Source organism: Shewanella sp. UCD-KL12, from assembly GCF_001957125.1.
Classification (GTDB): Bacteria; Pseudomonadota; Gammaproteobacteria; order Enterobacterales; family Shewanellaceae; genus Shewanella.
In genome coordinates this window covers 650,835-671,719 of sequence record NZ_MPHJ01000001.1, presented here as the reverse complement: position 1 = coordinate 671,719, position 20,885 = coordinate 650,835, and the positions used below count along the sequence as shown (strand labels likewise).

General features: G+C 45.7%; 16 protein-coding genes. 4 read left to right on the top strand and 12 right to left on the bottom strand.

The features are described from left to right. Positions 1 to 120 precede the first annotated feature (120 nt). From prpF to BM736_RS02840, 5 genes are all read right to left on the bottom strand, one after another. On the bottom strand, positions 121 to 1,368 hold the full coding sequence (prpF, locus tag BM736_RS02860; protein ID WP_076408345.1) for a 2-methylaconitate cis-trans isomerase PrpF: 1,248 nt from the start codon (positions 1,366 to 1,368) through the stop codon (positions 121 to 123). Continuing rightward, complete coding sequence (gene acnD / locus BM736_RS02855) at positions 1,368 to 3,965, bottom strand: Fe/S-dependent 2-methylisocitrate dehydratase AcnD (protein WP_076408343.1); 2,598 nt, start codon at positions 3,963 to 3,965, stop codon at positions 1,368 to 1,370. Before acnD ends, prpF begins: the two co-directional genes overlap by 1 nt. A gap of 74 nt (positions 3,966 to 4,039) precedes the next feature. Next, a complete protein-coding gene (gene prpC / locus BM736_RS02850) occupies positions 4,040 to 5,164 on the bottom strand; it encodes a 2-methylcitrate synthase (protein ID WP_076408340.1) in 1,125 nt (374 codons plus the stop codon). 213 nt (positions 5,165 to 5,377) lie between these two features. Continuing rightward, positions 5,378 to 6,256, bottom strand: a complete 879-nt coding sequence (prpB, locus tag BM736_RS02845) for a methylisocitrate lyase (RefSeq protein WP_076409866.1) — start codon at positions 6,254 to 6,256, stop codon at positions 5,378 to 5,380. A 59-nt stretch (positions 6,257 to 6,315) separates the two neighbouring features. Then, on the bottom strand, positions 6,316 to 6,981 hold the full coding sequence (locus tag BM736_RS02840) for a GntR family transcriptional regulator (RefSeq protein ID WP_076408337.1): 666 nt from the start codon (positions 6,979 to 6,981) through the stop codon (positions 6,316 to 6,318). A 250-nt stretch (positions 6,982 to 7,231) separates the two neighbouring features. On the opposite strand from BM736_RS02840, the gene BM736_RS02835 reads away from it, so the two are divergent. Continuing rightward, a complete protein-coding gene (locus BM736_RS02835) occupies positions 7,232 to 7,633 on the top strand; it encodes a hypothetical protein (RefSeq protein ID WP_076408334.1) in 402 nt (133 codons plus the stop codon). A 265-nt stretch (positions 7,634 to 7,898) separates the two neighbouring features. Then, entirely contained in the window at positions 7,899 to 9,260 is a 1,362-nt protein-coding gene (locus BM736_RS02830) for a M17 family metallopeptidase (RefSeq protein ID WP_076408331.1), read from the top strand. A 64-nt stretch (positions 9,261 to 9,324) separates the two neighbouring features. Here BM736_RS02830 and BM736_RS02825 read toward each other — a convergent pair whose 3' ends face one another. Together BM736_RS02825 and BM736_RS02820 are read right to left on the bottom strand one after the other, a co-directional pair. After that, positions 9,325 to 10,026 (bottom strand): hypothetical protein, encoded by a 702-nt coding sequence (locus BM736_RS02825; RefSeq protein ID WP_083699802.1) that lies wholly within the window; start codon positions 10,024 to 10,026, stop codon positions 9,325 to 9,327. A 275-nt stretch (positions 10,027 to 10,301) separates the two neighbouring features. Then, positions 10,302 to 11,897 carry an ABC-F family ATPase gene (locus BM736_RS02820; RefSeq protein ID WP_076409862.1) on the bottom strand — a complete coding sequence of 532 codons (1,596 nt, stop codon included), beginning with the start codon at positions 11,895 to 11,897 and terminating at the stop codon, positions 10,302 to 10,304. A gap of 445 nt (positions 11,898 to 12,342) precedes the next feature. Here BM736_RS02820 and BM736_RS02815 point away from each other — a divergent pair, with 445 nt between their 5' ends. After that, complete coding sequence (locus tag BM736_RS02815; protein ID WP_256717684.1) at positions 12,343 to 12,921, top strand: hypothetical protein; 579 nt, start codon at positions 12,343 to 12,345, stop codon at positions 12,919 to 12,921. A 291-nt stretch (positions 12,922 to 13,212) separates the two neighbouring features. Here BM736_RS02815 and BM736_RS02810 read toward each other — a convergent pair whose 3' ends face one another. Next, the gene (locus BM736_RS02810; RefSeq protein WP_076408328.1) at positions 13,213 to 15,516 is read right to left on the bottom strand and encodes a heavy metal translocating P-type ATPase; all 2,304 of its coding nucleotides are present in this window, start codon (positions 15,514 to 15,516) and stop codon (positions 13,213 to 13,215) included. Between the two features lie 173 nt (positions 15,517 to 15,689). Here BM736_RS02810 and BM736_RS02805 point away from each other — a divergent pair, with 173 nt between their 5' ends. After that, positions 15,690 to 16,088 carry a MerR family transcriptional regulator gene (locus tag BM736_RS02805; protein WP_076408325.1) on the top strand — a complete coding sequence of 133 codons (399 nt, stop codon included), beginning with the start codon at positions 15,690 to 15,692 and terminating at the stop codon, positions 16,086 to 16,088. 89 nt (positions 16,089 to 16,177) lie between these two features. Here the strand turns inward: BM736_RS02805 and BM736_RS02800 are convergent, their stop codons facing one another. From BM736_RS02800 to mmsB, 4 genes are all read right to left on the bottom strand, one after another. Beyond that, entirely contained in the window at positions 16,178 to 18,229 is a 2,052-nt protein-coding gene (locus BM736_RS02800) for a prolyl oligopeptidase family serine peptidase (RefSeq protein WP_143562307.1), read from the bottom strand. A gap of 36 nt (positions 18,230 to 18,265) precedes the next feature. Further along, positions 18,266 to 18,511, bottom strand: coding sequence for a hypothetical protein (locus BM736_RS02795; protein WP_143562305.1), 246 nt, complete (start codon positions 18,509 to 18,511; stop codon positions 18,266 to 18,268). A 658-nt stretch (positions 18,512 to 19,169) separates the two neighbouring features. Then, positions 19,170 to 19,928 carry an SDR family oxidoreductase gene (locus tag BM736_RS02785; protein WP_076408320.1) on the bottom strand — a complete coding sequence of 253 codons (759 nt, stop codon included), beginning with the start codon at positions 19,926 to 19,928 and terminating at the stop codon, positions 19,170 to 19,172. Between the two features lie 4 nt (positions 19,929 to 19,932). Then, the gene (gene mmsB, locus BM736_RS02780) at positions 19,933 to 20,871 is read right to left on the bottom strand and encodes a 3-hydroxyisobutyrate dehydrogenase (RefSeq protein ID WP_076408317.1); all 939 of its coding nucleotides are present in this window, start codon (positions 20,869 to 20,871) and stop codon (positions 19,933 to 19,935) included. Positions 20,872 to 20,885: the final 14 nt, after the last annotated feature.

Sequence of the window (20,885 nt, the reverse complement as noted above, 5' to 3'; positions counted from 1 at the left end):
GTGCATATAAGCCCGCTGCAAGCGATAGATAGCAATGAAGCTATGGCCTTCAACAATTGTTCAAGTACCAATACAACCTAATTTCAGCAACAAGAAAATAGCATTTAACTTCATTCGAAGTTAAAAACTATCTTGGGGCACCCTCACCCATCCCTCCATCAAGATCCTGGCACTGCGGCTCATCGACGCTTTAGTCACTGTCCATTGCTCATTAACTTGCTCAGCCTCTGCGCCCACTTTTAATGTTCCAGAGGGGTGGCCAAAATTAACCACATCAAGTGGCTTGATGCTACTAGCGCTAGAACCACTATTAGCCGCCAGATTCACTAAGGTGCCGGGAACCGCTGCTGCCGTGCCTATGGCAACGGCCGCTGTGCCCATCATAGCGTGATGTAACTTCCCCATGGACAGGGCGCGCACATTAAGGTCGATGTCACTGCTTGCAACTTGCTTACCGCTGGATGAGATGTAATCCATAGCTGGCGAAACAAAGGCAATTTTGGGCGTATGTTGACGAGATTGAGCCTCATCGACATGGCCAATTAAGCCCATCTGCACCGCCCCGATAGCGCGCAGGGCTTCAAACATCTCCACTGCATTGGCATCACCATTTATCGCCTCTTGCAACTCATCCCCGCGATAACCAATATCTTCGGCATTTACGAAGATAGTCGGAATGCCAGCATCAATCATGGTCGCCTTTATTTTTCTTACATCAGCGCCTTGATTAAAAACACCAGCAGGCAGGCTTATCTCATCGACTAAGTTGCCCGTGGGAAACATACCCGGCTCACCCGCTTTTGGCTTATCTGCAGGGTCGAGAAAATCGACCCCAATTTCAGCAGCTGCAAAGGTGACGCCATCGAGCTCAAAATCGCCAGTTTCCTGCACTTCACCATTTGTAATGGGCACATGGGCAATAATGGTTTTACTGATGTTTGCCTGCCAAATGCGTATCACAGCAACACCATTTTCAGGAATGCGCTCAGCATCGACAAGGCCTGCATGAATCGCAAAAGCGCCAACGGCCGCTGATAGATTACCGCAGTTACCACTCCAGTCGACGAAGGCCTTATCTATTGCCACTTGACCAAATAGATAATCCACATCGTGATTATCTTGCGTGCTTTTCGACAAGATCACCGTTTTACTGGTACTCGATGTCGCCCCGCCCATGCCGTCGGTCTGTTTACCATAAGGGTCTGGACTGCCGATAACTCTCAACAAGAGTGCATCACGCTCAGCCCCCGCTTGCTGAGCTGCCTGTGGCAAATCCGTTAAGGAGAAGAAAACCCCCTTACTGGTGCCACCACGCATATAGGTTGCAGGTACTTTTATCTGCGGCGCAAAGCTTGACTGAATAGCCATCACTCACCGCCTTTTTCTAAAAAGTCCTGAGCAAAGCGCTGTAAAATGCCGCCCGCTTCATAGATAGAAACCTCTTCGGCGGTATCTAATCGACACTTCACCGGCACAGTGACTTGCTCGCCATTTTTACGGGTAATGACTAAGCTCAGGGCTGCGCCCGGCGCGCAATCGCCGATAACATCATAGGTTTCTGTACCATCGATGTCATAGGTATGTCGGGTTTCGCCAGCGGTAAACTCAAGTGGCAGCACCCCCATGCCAACAAGGTTGGTGCGATGAATTCGCTCAAACCCTTCGGCTACGATGACCTCAACCCCAGCAAGACGTACGCCTTTTGCCGCCCAGTCTCGTGATGAGCCCTGACCGTAATCAGCGCCTGCGATGATGATCAGCGGCTGTTTGCGCTCCATATAGGTCTCAATGGTTTCCCACATGCGTCCTACCGTCCCTTCAGGCTCAAGGCGGGCTAATGAGCCCTGCTTAACCGCGCCATTTTCCTTAACCATCTCATTAAATAGCTTAGGGTTTGCAAACGTCGCACGTTGAGCCGTTAAGTGATCGCCCCTGTGAGTCGCATAGGAGTTAAAGTCCACCTCAGGTAAGCCCATCTTATCAAGATACGCTCCAGCGGCACTGTCGAGCATAATCGCGTTTGATGGCGACAGGTGATCTGTAGTGATGTTATCGCCCAGCACTGCTAGCGGACGCATGCCCTTCATGGAGCGCTCACCGGCAAGTGCACCTTCCCAATAGGGAGGGCGACGGATATAGGTACTTTGTGGACGCCACGCATATTGCGGATCGATTGCCGCTTTGTTGCCATAGTCGACTTTCAGATCGAACATAGGCTCATACACTTTGCGGAACTGCTCAGGCTTAACGCTTTGAGCAATCACAGCATCAATCTCTTCATCCGATGGCCAGATATCTTTAAGGGTGACATCATTGCCTTGAAGATCTTGACCTAAAACACCGTTTTCGATATCAAAACGGATCGTACCGGCAATGGCATAAGCCACAACTAAAGGCGGCGAGGCTAAGAAAGCTTGCTTGGCGTAAGGGTGAATACGACCATCGAAATTACGGTTGCCCGAAAGTACTGCGGTGGTGTACAAGTCTCTGTCAATCACCTCTTGCTGAATAACTGGGTCCAGTGCGCCGCTCATGCCGTTACAAGTCGTACAGGCAAAGCCCACAATACCAAAACCTAACTGCTCAAGTTCTGGCAGCAGTTTGGCATCTTCAAGATAGAGCTGCACCGCCTTAGAGCCAGGTGCTAGAGAGGTTTTCACCCAAGGCTTACGCGTTAACCCTTTGGCATTTGCATTACGGGCAATAAGGCCCGCTGCAATCACATTACGTGGGTTTGAGGTATTGGTACAACTGGTAATCGCGGCAATAATACAGGCGCCATCTGGCATTAACGTTTCATGCTGCTCAACTTCGCCAGTGATCCCAGCTTCGGCCAGTGCATTAGTGGCCACCCGCTTATGGGGATTTGAAGGCCCAGCAATGTTGCGGCCAACCGATGAAAGGTCGAAGCGCAGCACGCGCTCATACTCAACCTCGGTTAAGGTATCCGCCCATAAACCCGCTTGCTTAGCATAGGTCTCTACTAGCTTCACCTGAGTATCGTCGCGACCAGTCAGCTTAAGGTAGTCTATGGTCTTATCATCGATATAGAACATAGCTGCTGTGGCGCCAAATTCTGGCGTCATATTTGAGATGGTAGCGCGATCGCCAAGGGTGAGCTCATTTGCTCCCTCGCCGAAGAACTCTAAGTAGCTTGAGACCACTTTCTCACCACGTAAAAACTCAGTGATGGCCAGCACGATATCGGTGGCGGTTATACCACTCTGACGCTTGCCCACCAGCTCAACACCGATAATATCCGGTAAACGCATATATGACGGACGACCAAGCATCACGCTTTCAGCTTCAAGCCCTCCCACGCCGATAGCTATCACCCCAAGTGCATCAACATGAGGCGTGTGGCTGTCAGTACCCACTAAGGTATCAGGAAAAGCTACCCCGTCTCGAGACTGCACAACAGGTGACATCTTCTCCAAATTTATCTGGTGCATGATGCCGTTACCCGGCTGGATCACATCGATATTTTCAAATGCGGTTTTTGTCCAGTTGATAAAATGGAACCTGTCATCATTTCGTCTATCTTCAATGGCGCGGTTTTTCTCGAAAGCATCTTTCTCAAAACCTGCATGCTCCACTGCAAGCGAGTGATCGACAATCAGCTGCGTCGGCACAACAGGGTTCACTTTAGACGGGTCGCCGCCTTTTTCGGCAATGGCATCACGCAGACCCGCAAGGTCAACCAGGGCCGTTTGGCCAAGAATGTCATGGCACACTACGCGCGCAGGGTACCAAGGAAAATCAAGATCGCGTTTACGTTCAATGATCTGACTTAAACAGTCATTTAGTGTCTCAGGGTTACAGCGGCGCACTAGGTTCTCGGCATAGACACGAGAGCAATATGGCAGCTTACTAAAAGCGCCTGGAGAGATAGCATCGACAGCGGCTTGGGTATCGAAAAAGTCGAGCGTGCTGCCAGGAAGCGGTTTACGAAATTGGGTGTTCATGGTTATTTACTCAGTTTGCGCAAGATAAAGAGAGGGGTGAAGGCCCTAGCGATTAGGGCCTTAGTTGCCGATGTTTATCTTGTTGCGATTGGGGTCACTTTACGTGGCTCACTACCGGTATAATCGGCGCTTGGGCGGATAATACGATTATTAGAGCGCTGCTCCATCACATGGGCTGCCCAGCCTGTTAGGCGTGAACAGACAAAGATTGGGGTAAATAACTTAGTCGGAATGCCCATGAAATGGTAAGCCGAAGCGTGGAAGAAATCCGCGTTACAAAACAGCTTCTTGCTGTCCCACATAAACTCTTCACAAGCGACTGAGATATCATAAAGGCTAGTATCACCATGCTCTTGAGCGAGCTTCTCAGACCAGGCTTTAATGATCACATTACGGGGATCTGAAGTGCGGTAAATCGCATGACCAAAGCCCATGATCTTCTCTTTGCGCTCAAGCATACCTGCCATCTGAGCTTTAGCATCAGCAGGTGAACTAAATTTCTGGATCATATCCATAGCAGCTTCGTTAGCACCGCCATGTAGTGGCCCGCGCAAGGTACCGATAGCCCCTGTTATGCAAGAGAACATATCCGATAAGGTTGATGCACAAACCCGTGCGGTAAAGGTCGAGGCGTTAAACTCATGCTCAGCATAAAGAATGAGCGACACATCCATCACGCGGCGATGCTGCTCTGACGGTGTGCTGCCATTTAGCAAGTGCAGAAAATGTCCGCCAATCGAGTCTTCATCGGTAATACAATCTATCTCGACGCCTTCGTGAGAGAACTTGTACCAGTAACACATGATGGCAGGAAACGCGGCCAGCAAACGGTTAGCGGCTCGGTTTTGTTCAGTGAAGTCATTCTCTGGCTCAAGATTACCTAAAAATGAGCAGCCTGTGCGCATCACATCCATAGGATGAGCATCTTGCGGAATACGCTGCAACACCTCTTTTAATGCCTGAGGGAGATCGCGCATGGTATTAAGCTCAGCCTTGTAGGTGGCCAGCTGATCCACTGTTGGCAGCTCGCCATTAAACAGGAGGTAAGCCACCTCTTCAAATGTGGCATTATCGGCCAAGTCTGACACATCGTAACCACAGTAAGTTAAACCACTGCCCGACTTGCCTACAGTACAAAGGCTTGTTTCACCTGCGCTTTGACCACGTAAACCTGCACCACTTAATTTCTTATCAACCATTGCTCTCTCCTCAATTTGTTTATTGTGACCTCGTCTCTGCGCACTCGCCTCTGTATTCCTTCACAGAGTTTTGATAACGGGTCATCTATTTTTATCATGCTTTTTGTAAGGTTTTATGACGCTTAACTTGCCGGCAAGCAGTTAAAGTGTTCACACTCGCCGGACTGCTATCTTGCTAACTTAAGCTGTAATATTTACAGTATTATTCAACGATTACTTGTTCTTGCCTTCGCTAAAGAGTCTATCAAGCTGCTGCTCATAATCGTGATAACCTAAGTAATCATACAGCTCCATACGGGTCTGCATTTTATCGGTGACCGCTTTTTGATCGCCATCACTAAGGATCGTTTGGTAGACCATCTCTGCCGCCTTGTTCATGGCGCGAAATGCCGATAATGGGTAAAGCACCATAGCGCAGCCCCACTGCCCAAGTTGCTCTTTATTCCACAATTCAGTCTGACCAAACTCAGTAATATTGGCCAAAATTGGCACATCAAGGGCTTGTGAGAATGCACGGTAATGCTCCTCAGTTTTTACCGCTTCGGCGAATATGCCATCAGCGCCAGCAGCCACATAAGCTTTAGCACGTTCAATTGCAGCGTCGAGGCCTTCTTGTGCAAAAGAGTCCGTGCGCGCCATGATAAAGAAGTCTGGATCGGTGCGGGCATCAACTGCAGCTTTAATGCGGTCAACCATCTCTTCAGTTGAAACAATCTCTTTATTCGGGCGATGACCACAGCGCTTTTGCGCCACTTGATCTTCCATATGTACCGCAGCAGCACCGGCCTTTTCCATATCACGTATGGTTTTGGCAATATTAAATGCCCCGCCCCAACCCGTATCAATATCCACCATTAAAGGTAGATCGCACGCTGAGGTGATGCGCTGCACATCCACAATCACATCATTGAGTGACGTCATGCCCAAATCTGGTAAACCGTATGAAGCATTTGCCACACCACCACCCGACAGGTAGATAGCCTGGTGACCAATCTGCTTGGCCATCATGGCACTGTACGCGTTAATCGTGCCTACTATCTGTAGTGGCTGGTTATCGGCTAATGCCTGACGAAACTTCTTACCTGCGCTCATCATTCCCTCTCTTTATTCATGTTGAATATCAAATGCGATAAAACCCGTTGACCGTCTAATTAACGGCTTTCGGCTAAATTTTTCTCTACGTTATTTTTTGAGTACATGATGTGGCGTCGCATCAATATTTCTGCGAGCTCCTCATCACGATTAGATATGGCTTGTACGATATGTTTATGCTCATCAAACGCTGTGGTGACTCTAGGGCCTGCCATGCCGAGCTGTACCCGATACATGCGAACTAAGTGATAGATGCCATTGATGAGCATAGAGATAAGGTGTTTATTTTTACTGCCTAAGATGATGCGATAATGAAAGTCGACATCTCCAGCTTCTTGATAGTAAGACTCGCCGCTTTTAACCTCATCGAAATGGGCGCTAAGTAGCGCGTTGAGGTCATCAATCTCGGCAGTTGTCATATTTTTAGCGGCTAACCTAGCCGCCATCCCCTCTAACGATTCGCGAACTTGATAAAGCTCAATTAACCCTTCATTTGTCAGAGAGACGACTCGGGCTCCCACATTGGCTTTACGCTCAACAATATGGCACGACTCAAGGCGATTGATTGCTTCTCGTACGATAGCGCGGCTCACGGCATATTTTGTCGACAAATCAGTCTCACTTAACTTACTGCCTGACGGGATCTGACCTTCAACGATATCTTTTCGTAATTGAATAAAGGTCTTATCTGCCGCAGTGACTGGCTGTTCGCTAAAAAATGTCATACCTTTAATTAGTGCTTCTTTTTTATTCGATTGTCGACAATATAGCCATATAAATTGTCTTGGTCAAACTAAAACCGACAGATTGTCGACAAAATAGTTGTAGAGCTAGCTTTACATTAAACACACGCTATTAACTTTTTAGGCTATCGTTAAGCAGAAGTGATTGTTTGGGAAAACTTGTGACAAATGCTTGCAACAAAAACAGTATCGCCCCTATCTCCCTAAGGACGGCTATGAGACAATCCGCGCCATGAAAATTTACCACCATACACATAAAGCACCGATACGCGTTTTTCGTATTGGAAGAAAGCGCTTTTCGATGCGTTTAAAACGCGACATGCTGATCTTGAAAGAGGCATTAGCCCAAGAGAAGAAGGAGACCAAAGATATGTTGGTCACCTATAAGCGTTACACCAAAAAGCAGGCGAGTAGAGAAGATCTTAAAGAAGCCAACAAGCAATTTGCCGATCTACTCAAAGGCTTAGGCCTAGGTGTGTTTGCCGTTTTACCTTTTGCGCCCATCACTATTCCCTTAGTTGTTAAGCTTGGCAAGATAGTCGGCGTCGATGTACTGCCCAGCTCATTTAACAATATGGCAGAGAAGAAAAGGCTGCGAGATTCTGCCAAGCTGGCTAAAACGAAAAACAACTAAAACGAAACGAGCTAAAATGAAAACTAGCCATAGCAAAATTATCGCTCATAGCGCTCAATGTAAGAGCGAATAAACCGTCACTTTTCTTAGCCTATACGGCCCCTCGCCTTTCCCCTCACCCCATAGCCTGCTATTCTGTTGCATCAGCTTTGATAACAAGTTTAATCACTATTTTTTATAAAAGTGTAATAACTTGTTTTAAGAACGAGCGTTAATTTCATCCCTATCTCAAATTAAAATAAGCAGCAGCGAGCATAACTCCAACATGACTGAACTATTGATCTCAGGTGTCTCTGGCACCCCTCTTACCATTTTACACACAGATGAATACTCAACTTGGTTAGCCGAACAAGACAAGCAAACCACCAACTGGTTGTCGACAACTCAATTCGACGGCAAAGGCTTAAGTCTTATTCCTGCAAGCAGTGGTGAACTGGCTCAAGCTATTTTTGTCACTAAAGAGACCGAGTCGTACTGGGTTTGTGGCGATCTAGTTAACCAACTTCCTGCTGGACAATTCAGCATTAACGGTACCGAAGAACAAGTAAAAATAGCGGCTTTTAGTTGGGGCCTTGGCGCATATAAGTTCGACCGTTATAAGAAGAATGACAAGCGCTACCCTCAACTTGTATTACCGACACAAGCGCAAGTAGATGAAACACAAAAACTGGTTCGATCAGTCTCTATCGTACGCGACTTAATCAACACCCCCGCAGCCGATATGATGCCTCAGCATCTTGGTGAGGTGATGGAGAACTTGGCCTCAGAGTTTGGTGGCCAAGTGACTCAAATCGTCGGTGATGAGCTACTAGCACAAAATTACCCAACGATTCATATGGTAGGCCGCGCCAGTGAGAATAAACCTCGCCTTATCGATCTAACCTGGGGTGATGAAAACGCGCCTCTAGTGACTTTGGTCGGTAAAGGTGTCTGTTTTGACTCGGGCGGCTTAGATCTAAAACCTGGCGCAGGTATGCGTTTGATGAAGAAAGATATGGGCGGCGCCGCTCATGTTATTGGTCTTGCTCACCAGATCATGGCCAGTAACTTACCTATTCGACTACGTGTATTGGTTCCGGCTGTTGAGAATGCAGTATCGGCCAATGCATTCCGCCCAGGTGATGTGATTAAAACCCGTAAAGGGATCACAGTTGAAATCGATAATACCGATGCAGAAGGCCGCTTAGTGTTATGTGATGCATTAGCCGAAGCGAGTAATGATAAGCCTGAGCTGATGATTGATTTTGCTACGTTAACTGGCGCGATGCGTATCGCCCTAGGTACTGAGCTACCAGGTTTCTTCAGTAATGATGACCAAGTGGCGCTGGACATGACTCAATCAGGGCTTAACGTACAAGACCCTATCTGGCGTATGCCGCTACATAAGCCATACCTTGAGCTAACAAGCAGTGATATTGCTGATCTAGCCAACTGTGGCCGTGTACCTCAAGGCGGTGCTATCACTGCAGCACTCTACCTCGAAGCCTTTGTTGATGAAGATATCAGCTGGAGCCACTTCGATGTAATGGGTTGGAACAGCCGCAAACTGCCAGGTCGCCCTGTCGGTGGTGAGTCTTTCGGTATTCGTGCGGTATTTGACTACCTAGAGACACGCTTCGATAAGTAAGATTAAAGCGAGAAACCTAGGGCTTAGCCCTAGGTTTCTATTCTAACGTCTAGCAGTAACTCGTTTACAGTTCATAGCTATAGGATATGCTTAGCTTATTGTCAGTTCGATAACTATCTTCCGAATAGCTAGCCATTAACCGAATACTCTGTTTGCTGGTGATTTTATAGCTGCCACCCACTCCCCCCCACACACCAAGGTAGTCACTGCTGCCAACTGAAACCCCACTGTAGCCTAGAACAGACCAATGTTCATCGATAGGACGAATGACAAAGCCACCAACATAGGCACCAGTACTATTTGAGTTACCTTTTTTACCTTCAACAAAGTTGGCTCCAGCCATAGGAAACACTTGCCATTTACCGGTATCGAATCCAAGCTTATTTAGAGGCACAAAAGTGCCTATACTGTATGTATTGCGCTCTTCATGGCCATTCATAAACACATTAACGATACCTTTATCAAACAACCACGAGCCACCTAATTGCCACTCACTGGCATCTTCATTCACTTGCACTCGCAGCATTCGAGTCTCATCAAGCCCAAGTGTGCCGTTAAAGGTCAGTTGCCCATCATAACCAACACCAAAGCGAGTCAATATACGGGTAGGATCATCAATATGCTTTTCATCCTCGACACTTAGCTCCTCTTCAGTCGCTTCACTTTCTTGTGCCGATAGTGAAGTTGACCATAATGATGAAGCGACTGACGTGACAAACAAACTGTATAAAGAAAGTTTAGAGAGGTTTACTGCGGTGATTTTCATTGATTAACCAGATTTAGGGTTGAAAGTTGAGAGTGATACTTGCGCAGAGACTAACAGGGCGAAGGTTGCGCTAAGTTGAACAGGAGAGAGTAATCGTAGTCATCGCAGCTCGCTACTCGAAAAAGTACTGGATAATCACAATCTATATGGTTAAAGAATTAATCTTGAAGGCCTGCTAATGCAATAGCTATCACCTCGCTAATATTTTATAAAAAAAAACCAGTTAGCAAACTAACTGGTTTTCATTATGGTGACTCAAAGAAATGTTAAGAAAACTATCCCTCAACACCTTTGCTAGTAAGGAACTCATCATAAGAGCCCTTAAAGTCGTTAATGCTATCTTTGCTAACTTCAATGATGCGATTGGCAATCGATGATACAAATGCACGGTCATGACTGACGAAGATTAATGTACCTTCATACAGCTCTAGCGCATTGTTCAAAGATTCAATCGATTCCATATCCATGTGGTTCGTTGGCTCATCCATTACCAAGATGTTTGGCTTCTGCATAATAAGCTTACCAAACAACATACGACCTTTCTCACCACCAGAAAGTACCTTAACCGACTTCTTGATGTCATCTGAGCTGAACAGCATACGGCCTAAGTAACCACGTACAGATTGGTCATCATCTTCTGGCTTGCGCCACTGACTCATCCAGTCAAACAGGGTCATATCATTTTCAAAGTCTGACTCATGGTCCTGTGCATAGTAGCCAATGGTTGAGTTTTCAGACCATTGAATCGTACCACTATCTTGTGGGATATCATGAATAAGAGTACGTAGTAATGTTGTCTTACCCACACCGTTCTCACCAAGAACAGCGATACGCTCGCCAACTTCAACGATTAAATCCATCCCCTTGAATAGTGGACCTTCATCAAAGCCTTTCTCTAACTGTTCTACCACTAGCGCATTACGGAACAGTTTTTTCTCTTGCTCAAAACGAATAAATGGATTCACACGGCTTGATGCTTTTACTTCATCAATCTTGATCTTATCGATAAGTTTTGCACGAGACGTTGCTTGCTTAGCTTTTGATGCGTTCGCAGAGAAACGGGCAACGAAGCCTTGAAGCTCAGCAATTTGCGCTTTCTTTTTAGCGTTATCTGACATCAAACGCTCACGTGACTGCTGCGCAGCCATCATGTACTCATCATAGTTACCAGGGAACAGACGAAGCTCACCATAATCCAAGTCAGCCATATGAGTACACACGGAGTTAAGGAAGTATCTATCGTGAGAGATGATGATCATAGTACTGTTACGTTGGTTCAGCATCTCTTGTAGCCAGCGAATGGTATCGATGTCCAAGTTGTTGGTTGGCTCATCGAGAAGCAGTACATCTGGATCTGAAAAAAGCGCTTGGGCAAGTAGCACACGAAGCTTGAAGCCTGGTGCAATTTCACTCATAAGGCCGAAGTGTTGTTCGACACCAATACCTACACCCATTAGTAGCTCACCAGCACGAGATTCGGCGGTATAACCGTCCATCTCAGCAAACTCCATCTCAAGCTCAGCCACCTTGATACCGTCTTCTTCACTCATCTCTGGCAGTGAATAGATACGGTCACGCTCTTTTTTGACTTCCCATAACTGGGTATGACCCATGATCACAGTATCAACGACATTGAACTCTTCGTAACCAAACTGGTTCTGGCTCAACTTACCTAAGCGCTCGTTCACGTCTAAAGAGACATTACCGCCTGTCGGCTCAAGCTCGCCACCTAAGATCTTCATAAAGGTTGACTTACCACAGCCGTTAGCGCCGATCAGACCGTATCGGTTGCCGCCGCCAAATTTGACTGAGATGTTTTCAAACAGTGGCTTAGAGCCAAACTGCATGGTGATATTAGCTGTAGTAATCAAGTGTAAAATTCCAAAATTCGAGTGATTTAAAGATAAAACAGAACCAGCCAATTCAGCAATTTTTGAGTATTTGAAGCTGACTGGATTAAGTAACACCAGGAATAGAGGCATTACTCAAAAATTTTAAGCGCGGTACTATAGCATTTCAGCTCAAATTATCAACTTGAACCCCATATTAAGACTTCGTTTTCAAACCATTTGTTCCCTGTACTATTAGACTACTTTCCCCTACCAAGCATTCTCATTAGCCTATTTTACAAGGTGAATTACCACTATCTCACTTTTCCTCTATTTGAGTTAACTGAAATAGGTAGGTCTGCTTTTCTAAGAGTAACTTTGTTCTAATTTTAAGTTTAATGGCACAAGTAACTGTTTGTTATTATATAGCCCAGCTAACGAAACGTTGTTTAAACACTTTGTGCATTTTAATTTATCAAGGGTAATTATGCCGAAATATATGAAAGCCATCCTATTTAACTTAGTGTGCGTCCTACTATTCCCCACCACATTATATGCCAACGAGCAGTATCCGGCCTTAGAAGCAGCACAATGGAGTTATGCAACTGACCCTTACGGGAGTATAGCTAAGGTTAAGAATAAATTAATCACTGAAGAGGGGGTTTGGATTAACTTTAACCGTATCCCCCGCGTTGATCCTCAGCGTAACTCATGGATAGAAGTAATTTACACTCCAGATCCAGCTTTACTATTGGGAACAAACAAAATTACCCTTACTTATAAATGTGATACTCCATTATTGATAAAATTGTCACAAACCCATTATGGTAAGCAAGGTGATAAGAGTTATGCCCATTACCAAGTAAAGCTACCAGCAGCTTCACAATGGCGCCCCCAAGAAGTCGAGTTAAACGACTTTGCACGCCCAGACTGGACTCCAATGGACTCTATAGATTACGGCATTGTACTTGAGAAGGTTAACGCGCTGTATTTAACGCCAAGTTTGACAGATAAAGATGGCGGTTTAGCGACATTACAAATACGCTCACTTACACTTAAGAAATGACTTTTATAGTAGCTACTTTGCCTATTAGTAATTGCATTTTAAATGCTTATTTAATGGAATAACTCAATCAGTTAGCACCTGAGACCACCGTCAAAGGTGCTAACTGAAATAAGAGTGCCATCGCAGCGCCTGCTATTACCGGGCTGAGTAACATACCTGTCAGTGGGAACATGACACCTGCGGATACAGGATCACCTAAAGAGCTATAGATAGATAACAGCTCGAATAGGTTTTATTTAGGTTTATTTAGGTTTTATTGGGATGTCATGCACCTATTACACTAGCGATAAACTACCGAGTTAACTTCACATGCCTCAAGCGATTAGCATTTGTCACCACGGTCAACGATGAAAGCGCCATCGCAGCGCCGGCAACAACTGGGCTCAACAACATTCCAGTAAAAGGAAATAACACTCCAGCTGCAATGGGGATACCTAAAGTGTTATAAACAAACGCGCCGAATAGATTCTGTTTGATATTTCTCATTCCTGCATTCGCTAAGACAAAGGTCTCAGCTAATACCGAGAGTCGCCCTGTAAGAAAAGTGAGATCCGCACTCTCTATCGCAACCTCAGTACCATCCCCCATGGCTATCCCCACATCGGCACTCACCAGTGCTGGCGCATCATTGATACCATCACCAACCATAGCAACTATCTCTCCCTCAGCTTTTAGCGCTACTACTTGAGCTTGCTTTTGTTCAGGCAACACTTCCGCTATCACCTCCTCAATACCAACTTGACTAGCCACAGCTTGCACCGTTGCTTGCTTGTCTCCACTCAGTAGCACCACACGTTTACCTAACTTTTTAAGTGCCCTTATCGCAGCCACAGCATCTGGCTTTATCGGGTCGCTAATGCCCATTACTGCCACAAGTCTGCTGTCTTTTGCCACATACACTGGCGTTATGCCTTTTTGTGATAGTGAGGCAATATACTCAGCGCCAATATCAGCAATACATACCTCTTGCATATCCATCAACGCCATATTACCGATCGCCAGTGACACGCCATCTATGTTACCAACAATGCCTCTCCCTTGAATATTGTTAAAGCTTCCAGGCTCTACTAAGCTGAGTTTCTTTTCCTCTGCTTTATCAAGAATAGCCTGGGCAAGCGGGTGCTCAGAGTGCTGCTCTAAACTGGCGATTTGAATCATTAAACTATCCAAATCTGTACTGTTATCTAAAGCTGGATCTGCGTTTTCACCAACCAAATTTTGAACTAACTGCATACAGGTCACTTTAGGTGTACCGGCTGTGATGGTTCCCGTTTTATCCAGTACAACAGTAGTCACTTTACTGGCTGTTTGCAGCGCTTCACCATTTTTTATCAATACGCCCATCTGCGCAGCTCGTCCTACAGAAACCATAATTGACATAGGTGTCGCTAAGCCCAGAGCACAAGGGCATGCAATGATTAACACACTGGTTAAAACGACTAATGCATGGGAGATCTGAGGCGCAGGTCCTGCCAAGAACCAGATTATTGAGGCTGTAATGGCAATGAGCACAACAACAGGCACAAAATACGCTGAGATCTTATCTGTTAAACGCCCAATTGGCATCTTGGAGGTTTGTGCTTGTTGCACTAAGCTGATTATTTTCGATAAACGCGTATCGGTGGCTCCCGCTGTCACACGGTAGATGATGCTGCCGTTACCGTTGACCGTACCAGCATTGAGTGTATCGCCAATAGCTTTAGACACAGGAACAGGTTCACCAGTCAGCATAGATTCATTGAGGTTAGAGCTGCCACTCACCACCTCGCCATCAAGCGCGACTCGTCCACCTGGCTTTAACCGCAACATATCACCGATATTTATGGCGCTAATCTCTACCTCTTCATCGCCACTCTCTGCGATCCTAAAAGCGGTTGTTGCCTGCAAGCCGATTAAACGCTGCACTGCTTCACTGGTTTTTCCCTTTGCTCTCAACTCTAGCGCATGGCCTAAGTTAATCAGACCCAAAATCATTACGCTGGCTTCAAAGTAAACATGGCGAGTATCGGCGGGGAAAAAGCTTGGCATAATCACCACCAACATAGAGTAAGCCCATGCCGTTGTAGTACCGAGAACAATCAAGGTATCCATATTGGCAGTTCGAGCCTTAATCGCACGCCACATTCCCTTATAAAAGTGTCCACCAGTAGTGACAAGTAAGATAAAGGTGACAATGCCCATCGCGCCCCAAGCGAACTGCTGCTCTGAGTTGTTGACCATCATTTCACCACCCAATAGCCCCCATAACATCATAGGTACACCAAGTCCCAAGCCTAGCATCGACTGAATGATACGAGTGCGGTATTCAGCCTGTTCTGTTTTCGACTTATTCTCAATGGCGGCCTTAGCATCGATCACGAGCTCACTGTCGTAGCCAACACTGGCTACCGTTTTGATTGCAAGGTCACTGTTTATCGCACCTTGAAGCTGTACCTGCTTATCGGCCAGATTTACCCGTGCAATCACTTTTTCGCTGACATTAGCCCCATCAGGCAGTGTTAATTTTTCGAATGCACCCTCAATTTTGGCGACACAACTGGCGCAATTCATTTGAGGCACATACAAGGTCATGCTATTGCTACTTTTCATAATCATTGACTCCCCACACTCAAGATATTGAGTTTAGATCAAGACGACTTTAAATAGGTTGTTCCCATTCCACTGCACTTAGGTTAATGTCTCCCCTAATAGGAGAGTCAAACGCTTATTGAAAAAATAATGAACTTAAACCCTCGCGCTTCGATGTGAATAAGCTCTGGAGATATCAAATGAAGATTGGTGAAGTAGCAAAGCTGACTGGTTTAACAGTAAAAAGTATTCGTTATTATCATGATATAGGGCTTATCTGTGCTGCGCGCGGTGAGAATGGTTATCGAGAATATGACGAACCTCAGATTGAGTTCCTTAAATTTATCAATCACTGTCGCGGGCTTGGCTTCTCTCTGGATGATTGCCGCTCTTTACTCGATCTCAAGATGAATCAAGATAGAAGTGCAGAAGATGTAAAACAATTAGCTAAGACTCACCTTAAAATCGTGAGTGATAGGGTAAAAAAGCTAAAGACCTTAGAGAGCCAGCTAAAAGGTCTTATCAAAGAGTGTCGTGGCGGACATCAGCCCGATTGCGCTATATTGTCAGGTCTAAGCCAAGATCCCGAGACGCCATAGTTATAACAAATAGTTCTCAAAAGCTGTAACCCAAAAAGTATCCACTAGCTGGAGACAAAACGTAGCGCCGCTTTACTCAGTACATATCCTTAATGTTTCTTTAATCGGTGCGCGTTTTCAAGTTTAAGTGGCTGAATATTCCCAGCAGGAGAGAAACCGAATACCTTGCCATAGAATGACAACTCAGCTTCAAGCGCAGTCATCTTGTTACTCGGATCTCTTAACCTATGCCCTTCCCCTTCAAACTCTAGGTAGGCGGTAGGCACGCCCCTCGCCTTAAGTGCATTAAATACTTTAATGGACTGCTTAGTTGATATTACAGGGTCGTCCCCTCCCTGGATCAGCAATAGCGGCTCCTTCAGCTCTTCAAGATGATGCAGCGGAGAGCGTTGTCTATAGACATTGTTTTCTTCGGTATTTTTGCCAACTAATAACTCAAGGTAGCTTGATTCAAATTTATGGGTTTCTTTACTCAGAATCTCCATATCGCTCACCCCCGCATAGCTCACACCCGCCTTAAACGTATTATAAAAAGCTAAGGCAGATAAAACGGTAAGCCCACCAGCACTTGAACCTCTTATTGCTAACTTAGTGCCATCAACCCAACCTTTATTGACCAAGTAACCGGCAGCACGAACCGCATCTTCAACATCTGCAACTCCCCACTGCCCATAAAGACTTTGACGATATTCACGCCCAAAACCTGAACTGCCGCGATAATTAAGATCCAGTACGGCAAAACCTCTGCTAGTCCAATACTGAATATCACGCCTAAATGCCAAGCTGGCCTTTGCTGTAGGGCCAGCATGTAACATCACGATCAGAGGTGGCCTAGTATCATTCGGCGCAAGATAGTCTGGATTCCTAGGGCCATAAAAATAACCAAAAATGGTTTCATGATCGCTTGTTTCTAGGCTGATACTTTCGGCCCGAGAGATATAGCGAGGGTCGACGACGGTTAAATCCGGAGAGTAGATAAGCTCGGTACCACGTCCGTTAACACGATAAATGCCCTTCTCTGGCGTTACTTTGTTACCGACAAAGTACACACCACTTTCACCTTTAACTACCTGAGATATTTCACCAAAATCAACTGCAACCTCCTCCACTATTCCCGTATCAAGATAGATACGTATCAGTGAAGCTAAGCCCTTAGCACTATAGCTAGCTATGATGGTATTATCTGATTCGAAGGCATAATTATGATTACCAAGCTTCCAATCAGGGATTGCAAACTCAGCATCCTTGTCTAACACTTGTTCCAACGTTCCTTCAGGAGTAATGCGATATAGATTCCACCAATTATCAAAATCGGCGACAAAATAGAGCTCCCCACTAGGACTAAATAGTGGTTGAGTAATCGCTCCTTCCAGCTCCGGAAGTAACCGAGTCGCATTATGAAGGCCACCTTTGGGCTCTATATCACCTATCCAAAGCTCCGTGTTGTCCCAAGGCATATTCGGGTGTTGCCACGCCAGCCAAACCAGCTTTTTCATATCAGGGGAGACTTTAGGAGATGAATAAAAATCGTCACCGAGTTTAAGCACCTCTCCCTCATCAGCAAAATTCAGGTTCAGTGCAACCAGGCTTGAAACAGGCTCACCAGCCTCTCGATGATCTTCACGCACACAGATAATACGTGAGCCTTTAGGATATGAAGCGCAATCAGCATGGCGAGTACCATCCAGAGTCAGCGCTACAGGTTCTTGATTTGGCGCGATTCGATAAAGTAATTGGTCATCAGCTTTTGAGACAAAAATACTCTGACCGATACCGAGAAATGGCGACCCGCCATACTCATGAACCCGTGATCGGACATCGAACGCTGAGCTCACCGCAGTTGCAACTGTGCCATCAGTTGCAAGACGCTTGATGCCGACACGCCCAGCAGCTTGTGAATCTGTCTCGATAAAATAGAGTGCACCATTAACGCTTTGTAGCTCACCGAAGCTGTCAGAAAGCCCATAAACATCTTTGGCTGAAATAGGGGATACCCAACTGCCATACTCAACAAGCTGACGGCCACTTTTTTTATCCAGTTTTTGGGTAGGCTCAGGCTGGCCGCAGGCGCAAAGAAATACTAGAAGCAAGCCATAGATAATATGGGCAACCTTAATAGGGGATCTTATTACACGCTCCATTACACACTTCCCAATCTGTTATGGCACTTAGATTTATTATTTTTTAACAAACTTTTTTCTAAACCATTCAATCACTTCAATCTTTTTCTCACTTGGCAGCCCATAAAAAATACAGACCCAAGGTGATAGGAGTAAGTACCAAGGCAAAGCGGCAGTATTTCGTCCACTAAACAAGAGGTAAAAAAATCCAAAGTAGATGACCAGAACACCAAATACCCCAACGAGTAACATTAAATTTCTAGTCGCTTTCTCTAACCAAACCATCTTCTTATCAAACCTCAACTCACTCCCCCCCGGTGCATACAAATAACATTATCACTTATCATCATCGGTTATGTAAGTACTTGTGTAAGTCTAATACCAATCAGTATAAGAAGGTGATCTACTCAGAGTGTTTTTTGGCAACTAATTCAAGGCGAATAGCTGATGGAATGGTTATTCCCTTGTGAAGCTGTTCAACGAAGAAGTAGGTAGCCAAAAACACTCCTGAAAGGCGAGTTTTAGCGTTTCATATGCTCTGTTAACAAGCTTAAACGTAGAATAACTATGCTCTTCACTCGTTGCCTTGCCTCTGAAACGCTAAACTCTCGCTGAGCGATCACATCTTTATACTGATTGGTATAACTAAACACTGTTAATAAGGGTTTAATACAGATCGTTTTATGGTTCTTAAATAGTCTACGGAAAGTCAATATCCGCCTTTTGAAGAAGAGGGATTCAAAGTTACTCCCAGAAAGAGAGTTTTAGCTAGCATGCACCTGCACAACATTTGGCATAAAAAAGCGACATTAACGACTTCAAACAAAGCCTATCGATGATAACCACCTACAGAAATAGGTGGTTTAGCGCTGAAAACAATAAACGGGCCTAAGCCCGTTTATTACAATCATATTTTTGAGAAGCTAAAATAAGAAACCCAAATAAAAATCTAGCGTTAAGCCTAGATTCTTATGCCGCCATCAATCTCGAAGATACGACCATTAACATAGTCATTTTCGATGATGAACTTAACCGTAGATGAGATCTCTGACGGTTGACCTAACCGGCCAACTGGCACCATCTTCTCCATACGCTCAAGGGCTTCAGGCTTCATCGCAGCCGTCATCTCTGTTTCAATCACACCAGGCGCAACTGCGGCACTACGAATATTGTATCTTGCCAGCTCTTTTGCCCAACCAACAGACATAGCAGCAACACCCGCTTTAGACGCTGAATAGTTAGTTTGTCCCATGTTGCCCGCTTTGGCTAAGCTAGAGATATTAATGATCACTCCCTCTTGCTTAGATTCTATCATCGCAGCAGCAGCCTCTCGCCCACATAGGAATGAACCAGTCAAGTTAACATTGATCACCGCTTGGAACTGCTCGAATGACATACGGTCTGTCACCTTGCCGTCTTTAGCTTTCACTAGCATGCCATCGAACAAAATACCTGCATTGTTAACTAGCACGTTGACCTGACCAAAGTCTTCTAAAATGTAACCAAATCCGGCAACAACATCTTCTTCATCAGTAATATCAAACGCATAACCTTGAACTTCAGTTCTGTCGCCGATATCGGCGCAAGCTCGCTCAAGCTTCTCTTGATCCACATCGATAAGGGCCAACTTAGCGCCTGCTTCAGCTAGATCCATTGCCATTGCCAAACCTAACCCACCAGCGCCGCCAGTAATGACCACTACCTTATCTTTTAAATCCATTGTCTTACCCTTTGCTTTTAATTTGTTGAGTATTAGAAATCTGTTGAGCATTAGCAAACTGCTCAAAAATACTAGAGAAATCACGTTCACCATTACCTTGACGGGCATGATTCACATATAAACTTCGAGCCAGCGCTCCCATCGGAGTACTGGAGTTTGTGAGCAGCGCAGCTTCTTGGGATAAGCCGAGATCTTTAACCATAAGATCGACCATAAAACCACCCTGATAACCGTTAGATGAAGGCACTGACTCCATAACCTCTGGACAAGGATTATATTTATCTAGCGTCCAATTACCACCACTACTGACCTTCATTATCTCAGAAAGTACTTTTGGGTCTAAACCATGGTCAATTCCCATCTGCAAAGACTCACTGGTCCCTATCATCAATACAGACAACAGCATGTTATTGCAGATTTTTGCCACTTGACCAGCGCCTGGGCCGCCTGCATGCAAGATATTAGCCCCCATATGGGTTAACACTTTAGACGCTTGCTCGAATGCAGTATCACTGCCACCACAGATAAAAGTTAATGTACCAGCTGCAGCGCCCGCTGTGCCACCAGAAACTGGCGCATCGATAAACTCCAATCCTTTCGCTTTAGCCACTTGGGCAACCTGCTTGGCACTCTGAGCATCTATGGTTGAGCAGTCAATTAACAGGGTGCCATCAGCGACAACCTCGACAAGTCCCTTGTTAGTGCCCCCCTCTCCTAAATAGAGAGAGCGCACATGTTTACCCGCAGGCAACATGGTTATCACCACATCGGCACCTGCCGCTGCGCCGCAAGCCGTCGGAGCACTTAATGCGCCAAGGTCTGTCAGCGACTTCATCGTTTCAGGCACAAGATCAAACACTTTTACTGTCGCACCTGATTTTACTAAGTTGGCCGCCATTGGCGCGCCCATATGTCCTAAACCGATAAATGCAATTGTTGTCATCTTTATGCTCCTTA

Bases quoted from the DNA above. Each gene is read 5' to 3' on its own strand.
- prpB (WP_076409866.1), bottom strand. From the start codon at position 6,256: ATGAGCGCAGGTAAGAAGTTTCGTCAGGCATTAGCCGATAACCAGCCA.
- BM736_RS02825 (WP_083699802.1), bottom strand. From the start codon at position 10,026: ATGAAAATCACCGCAGTAAACCTCTCTAAACTTTCTTTATACAGTTTG.
- BM736_RS02830 (WP_076408331.1), top strand. From the start codon at position 7,899: ATGACTGAACTATTGATCTCAGGTGTCTCTGGCACCCCTCTTACCATT.
- prpC (WP_076408340.1), bottom strand. From the start codon at position 5,164: ATGGTTGATAAGAAATTAAGTGGTGCAGGTTTACGTGGTCAAAGCGCA.
- BM736_RS02800 (WP_143562307.1), bottom strand. From the start codon at position 18,229: ATGGAGCGTGTAATAAGATCCCCTATTAAGGTTGCCCATATTATCTAT.
- BM736_RS02810 (WP_076408328.1), bottom strand. From the start codon at position 15,516: ATGATTATGAAAAGTAGCAATAGCATGACCTTGTATGTGCCTCAAATG.
- BM736_RS02785 (WP_076408320.1), bottom strand. From the start codon at position 19,928: ATGGATTTAAAAGATAAGGTAGTGGTCATTACTGGCGGCGCTGGTGGG.
- BM736_RS02835 (WP_076408334.1), top strand. From the start codon at position 7,232: ATGAAAATTTACCACCATACACATAAAGCACCGATACGCGTTTTTCGT.
- prpF (WP_076408345.1), bottom strand. From the start codon at position 1,368: ATGGCTATTCAGTCAAGCTTTGCGCCGCAGATAAAAGTACCTGCAACC.
- BM736_RS02815 (WP_256717684.1), top strand. From the start codon at position 12,343: ATGCCGAAATATATGAAAGCCATCCTATTTAACTTAGTGTGCGTCCTA.
- BM736_RS02805 (WP_076408325.1), top strand. From the start codon at position 15,690: ATGAAGATTGGTGAAGTAGCAAAGCTGACTGGTTTAACAGTAAAAAGT.
- mmsB (WP_076408317.1), bottom strand. From the start codon at position 20,871: ATGACAACAATTGCATTTATCGGTTTAGGACATATGGGCGCGCCAATG.
- acnD (WP_076408343.1), bottom strand. From the start codon at position 3,965: ATGAACACCCAATTTCGTAAACCGCTTCCTGGCAGCACGCTCGACTTT.
- BM736_RS02840 (WP_076408337.1), bottom strand. From the start codon at position 6,981: ATGACATTTTTTAGCGAACAGCCAGTCACTGCGGCAGATAAGACCTTT.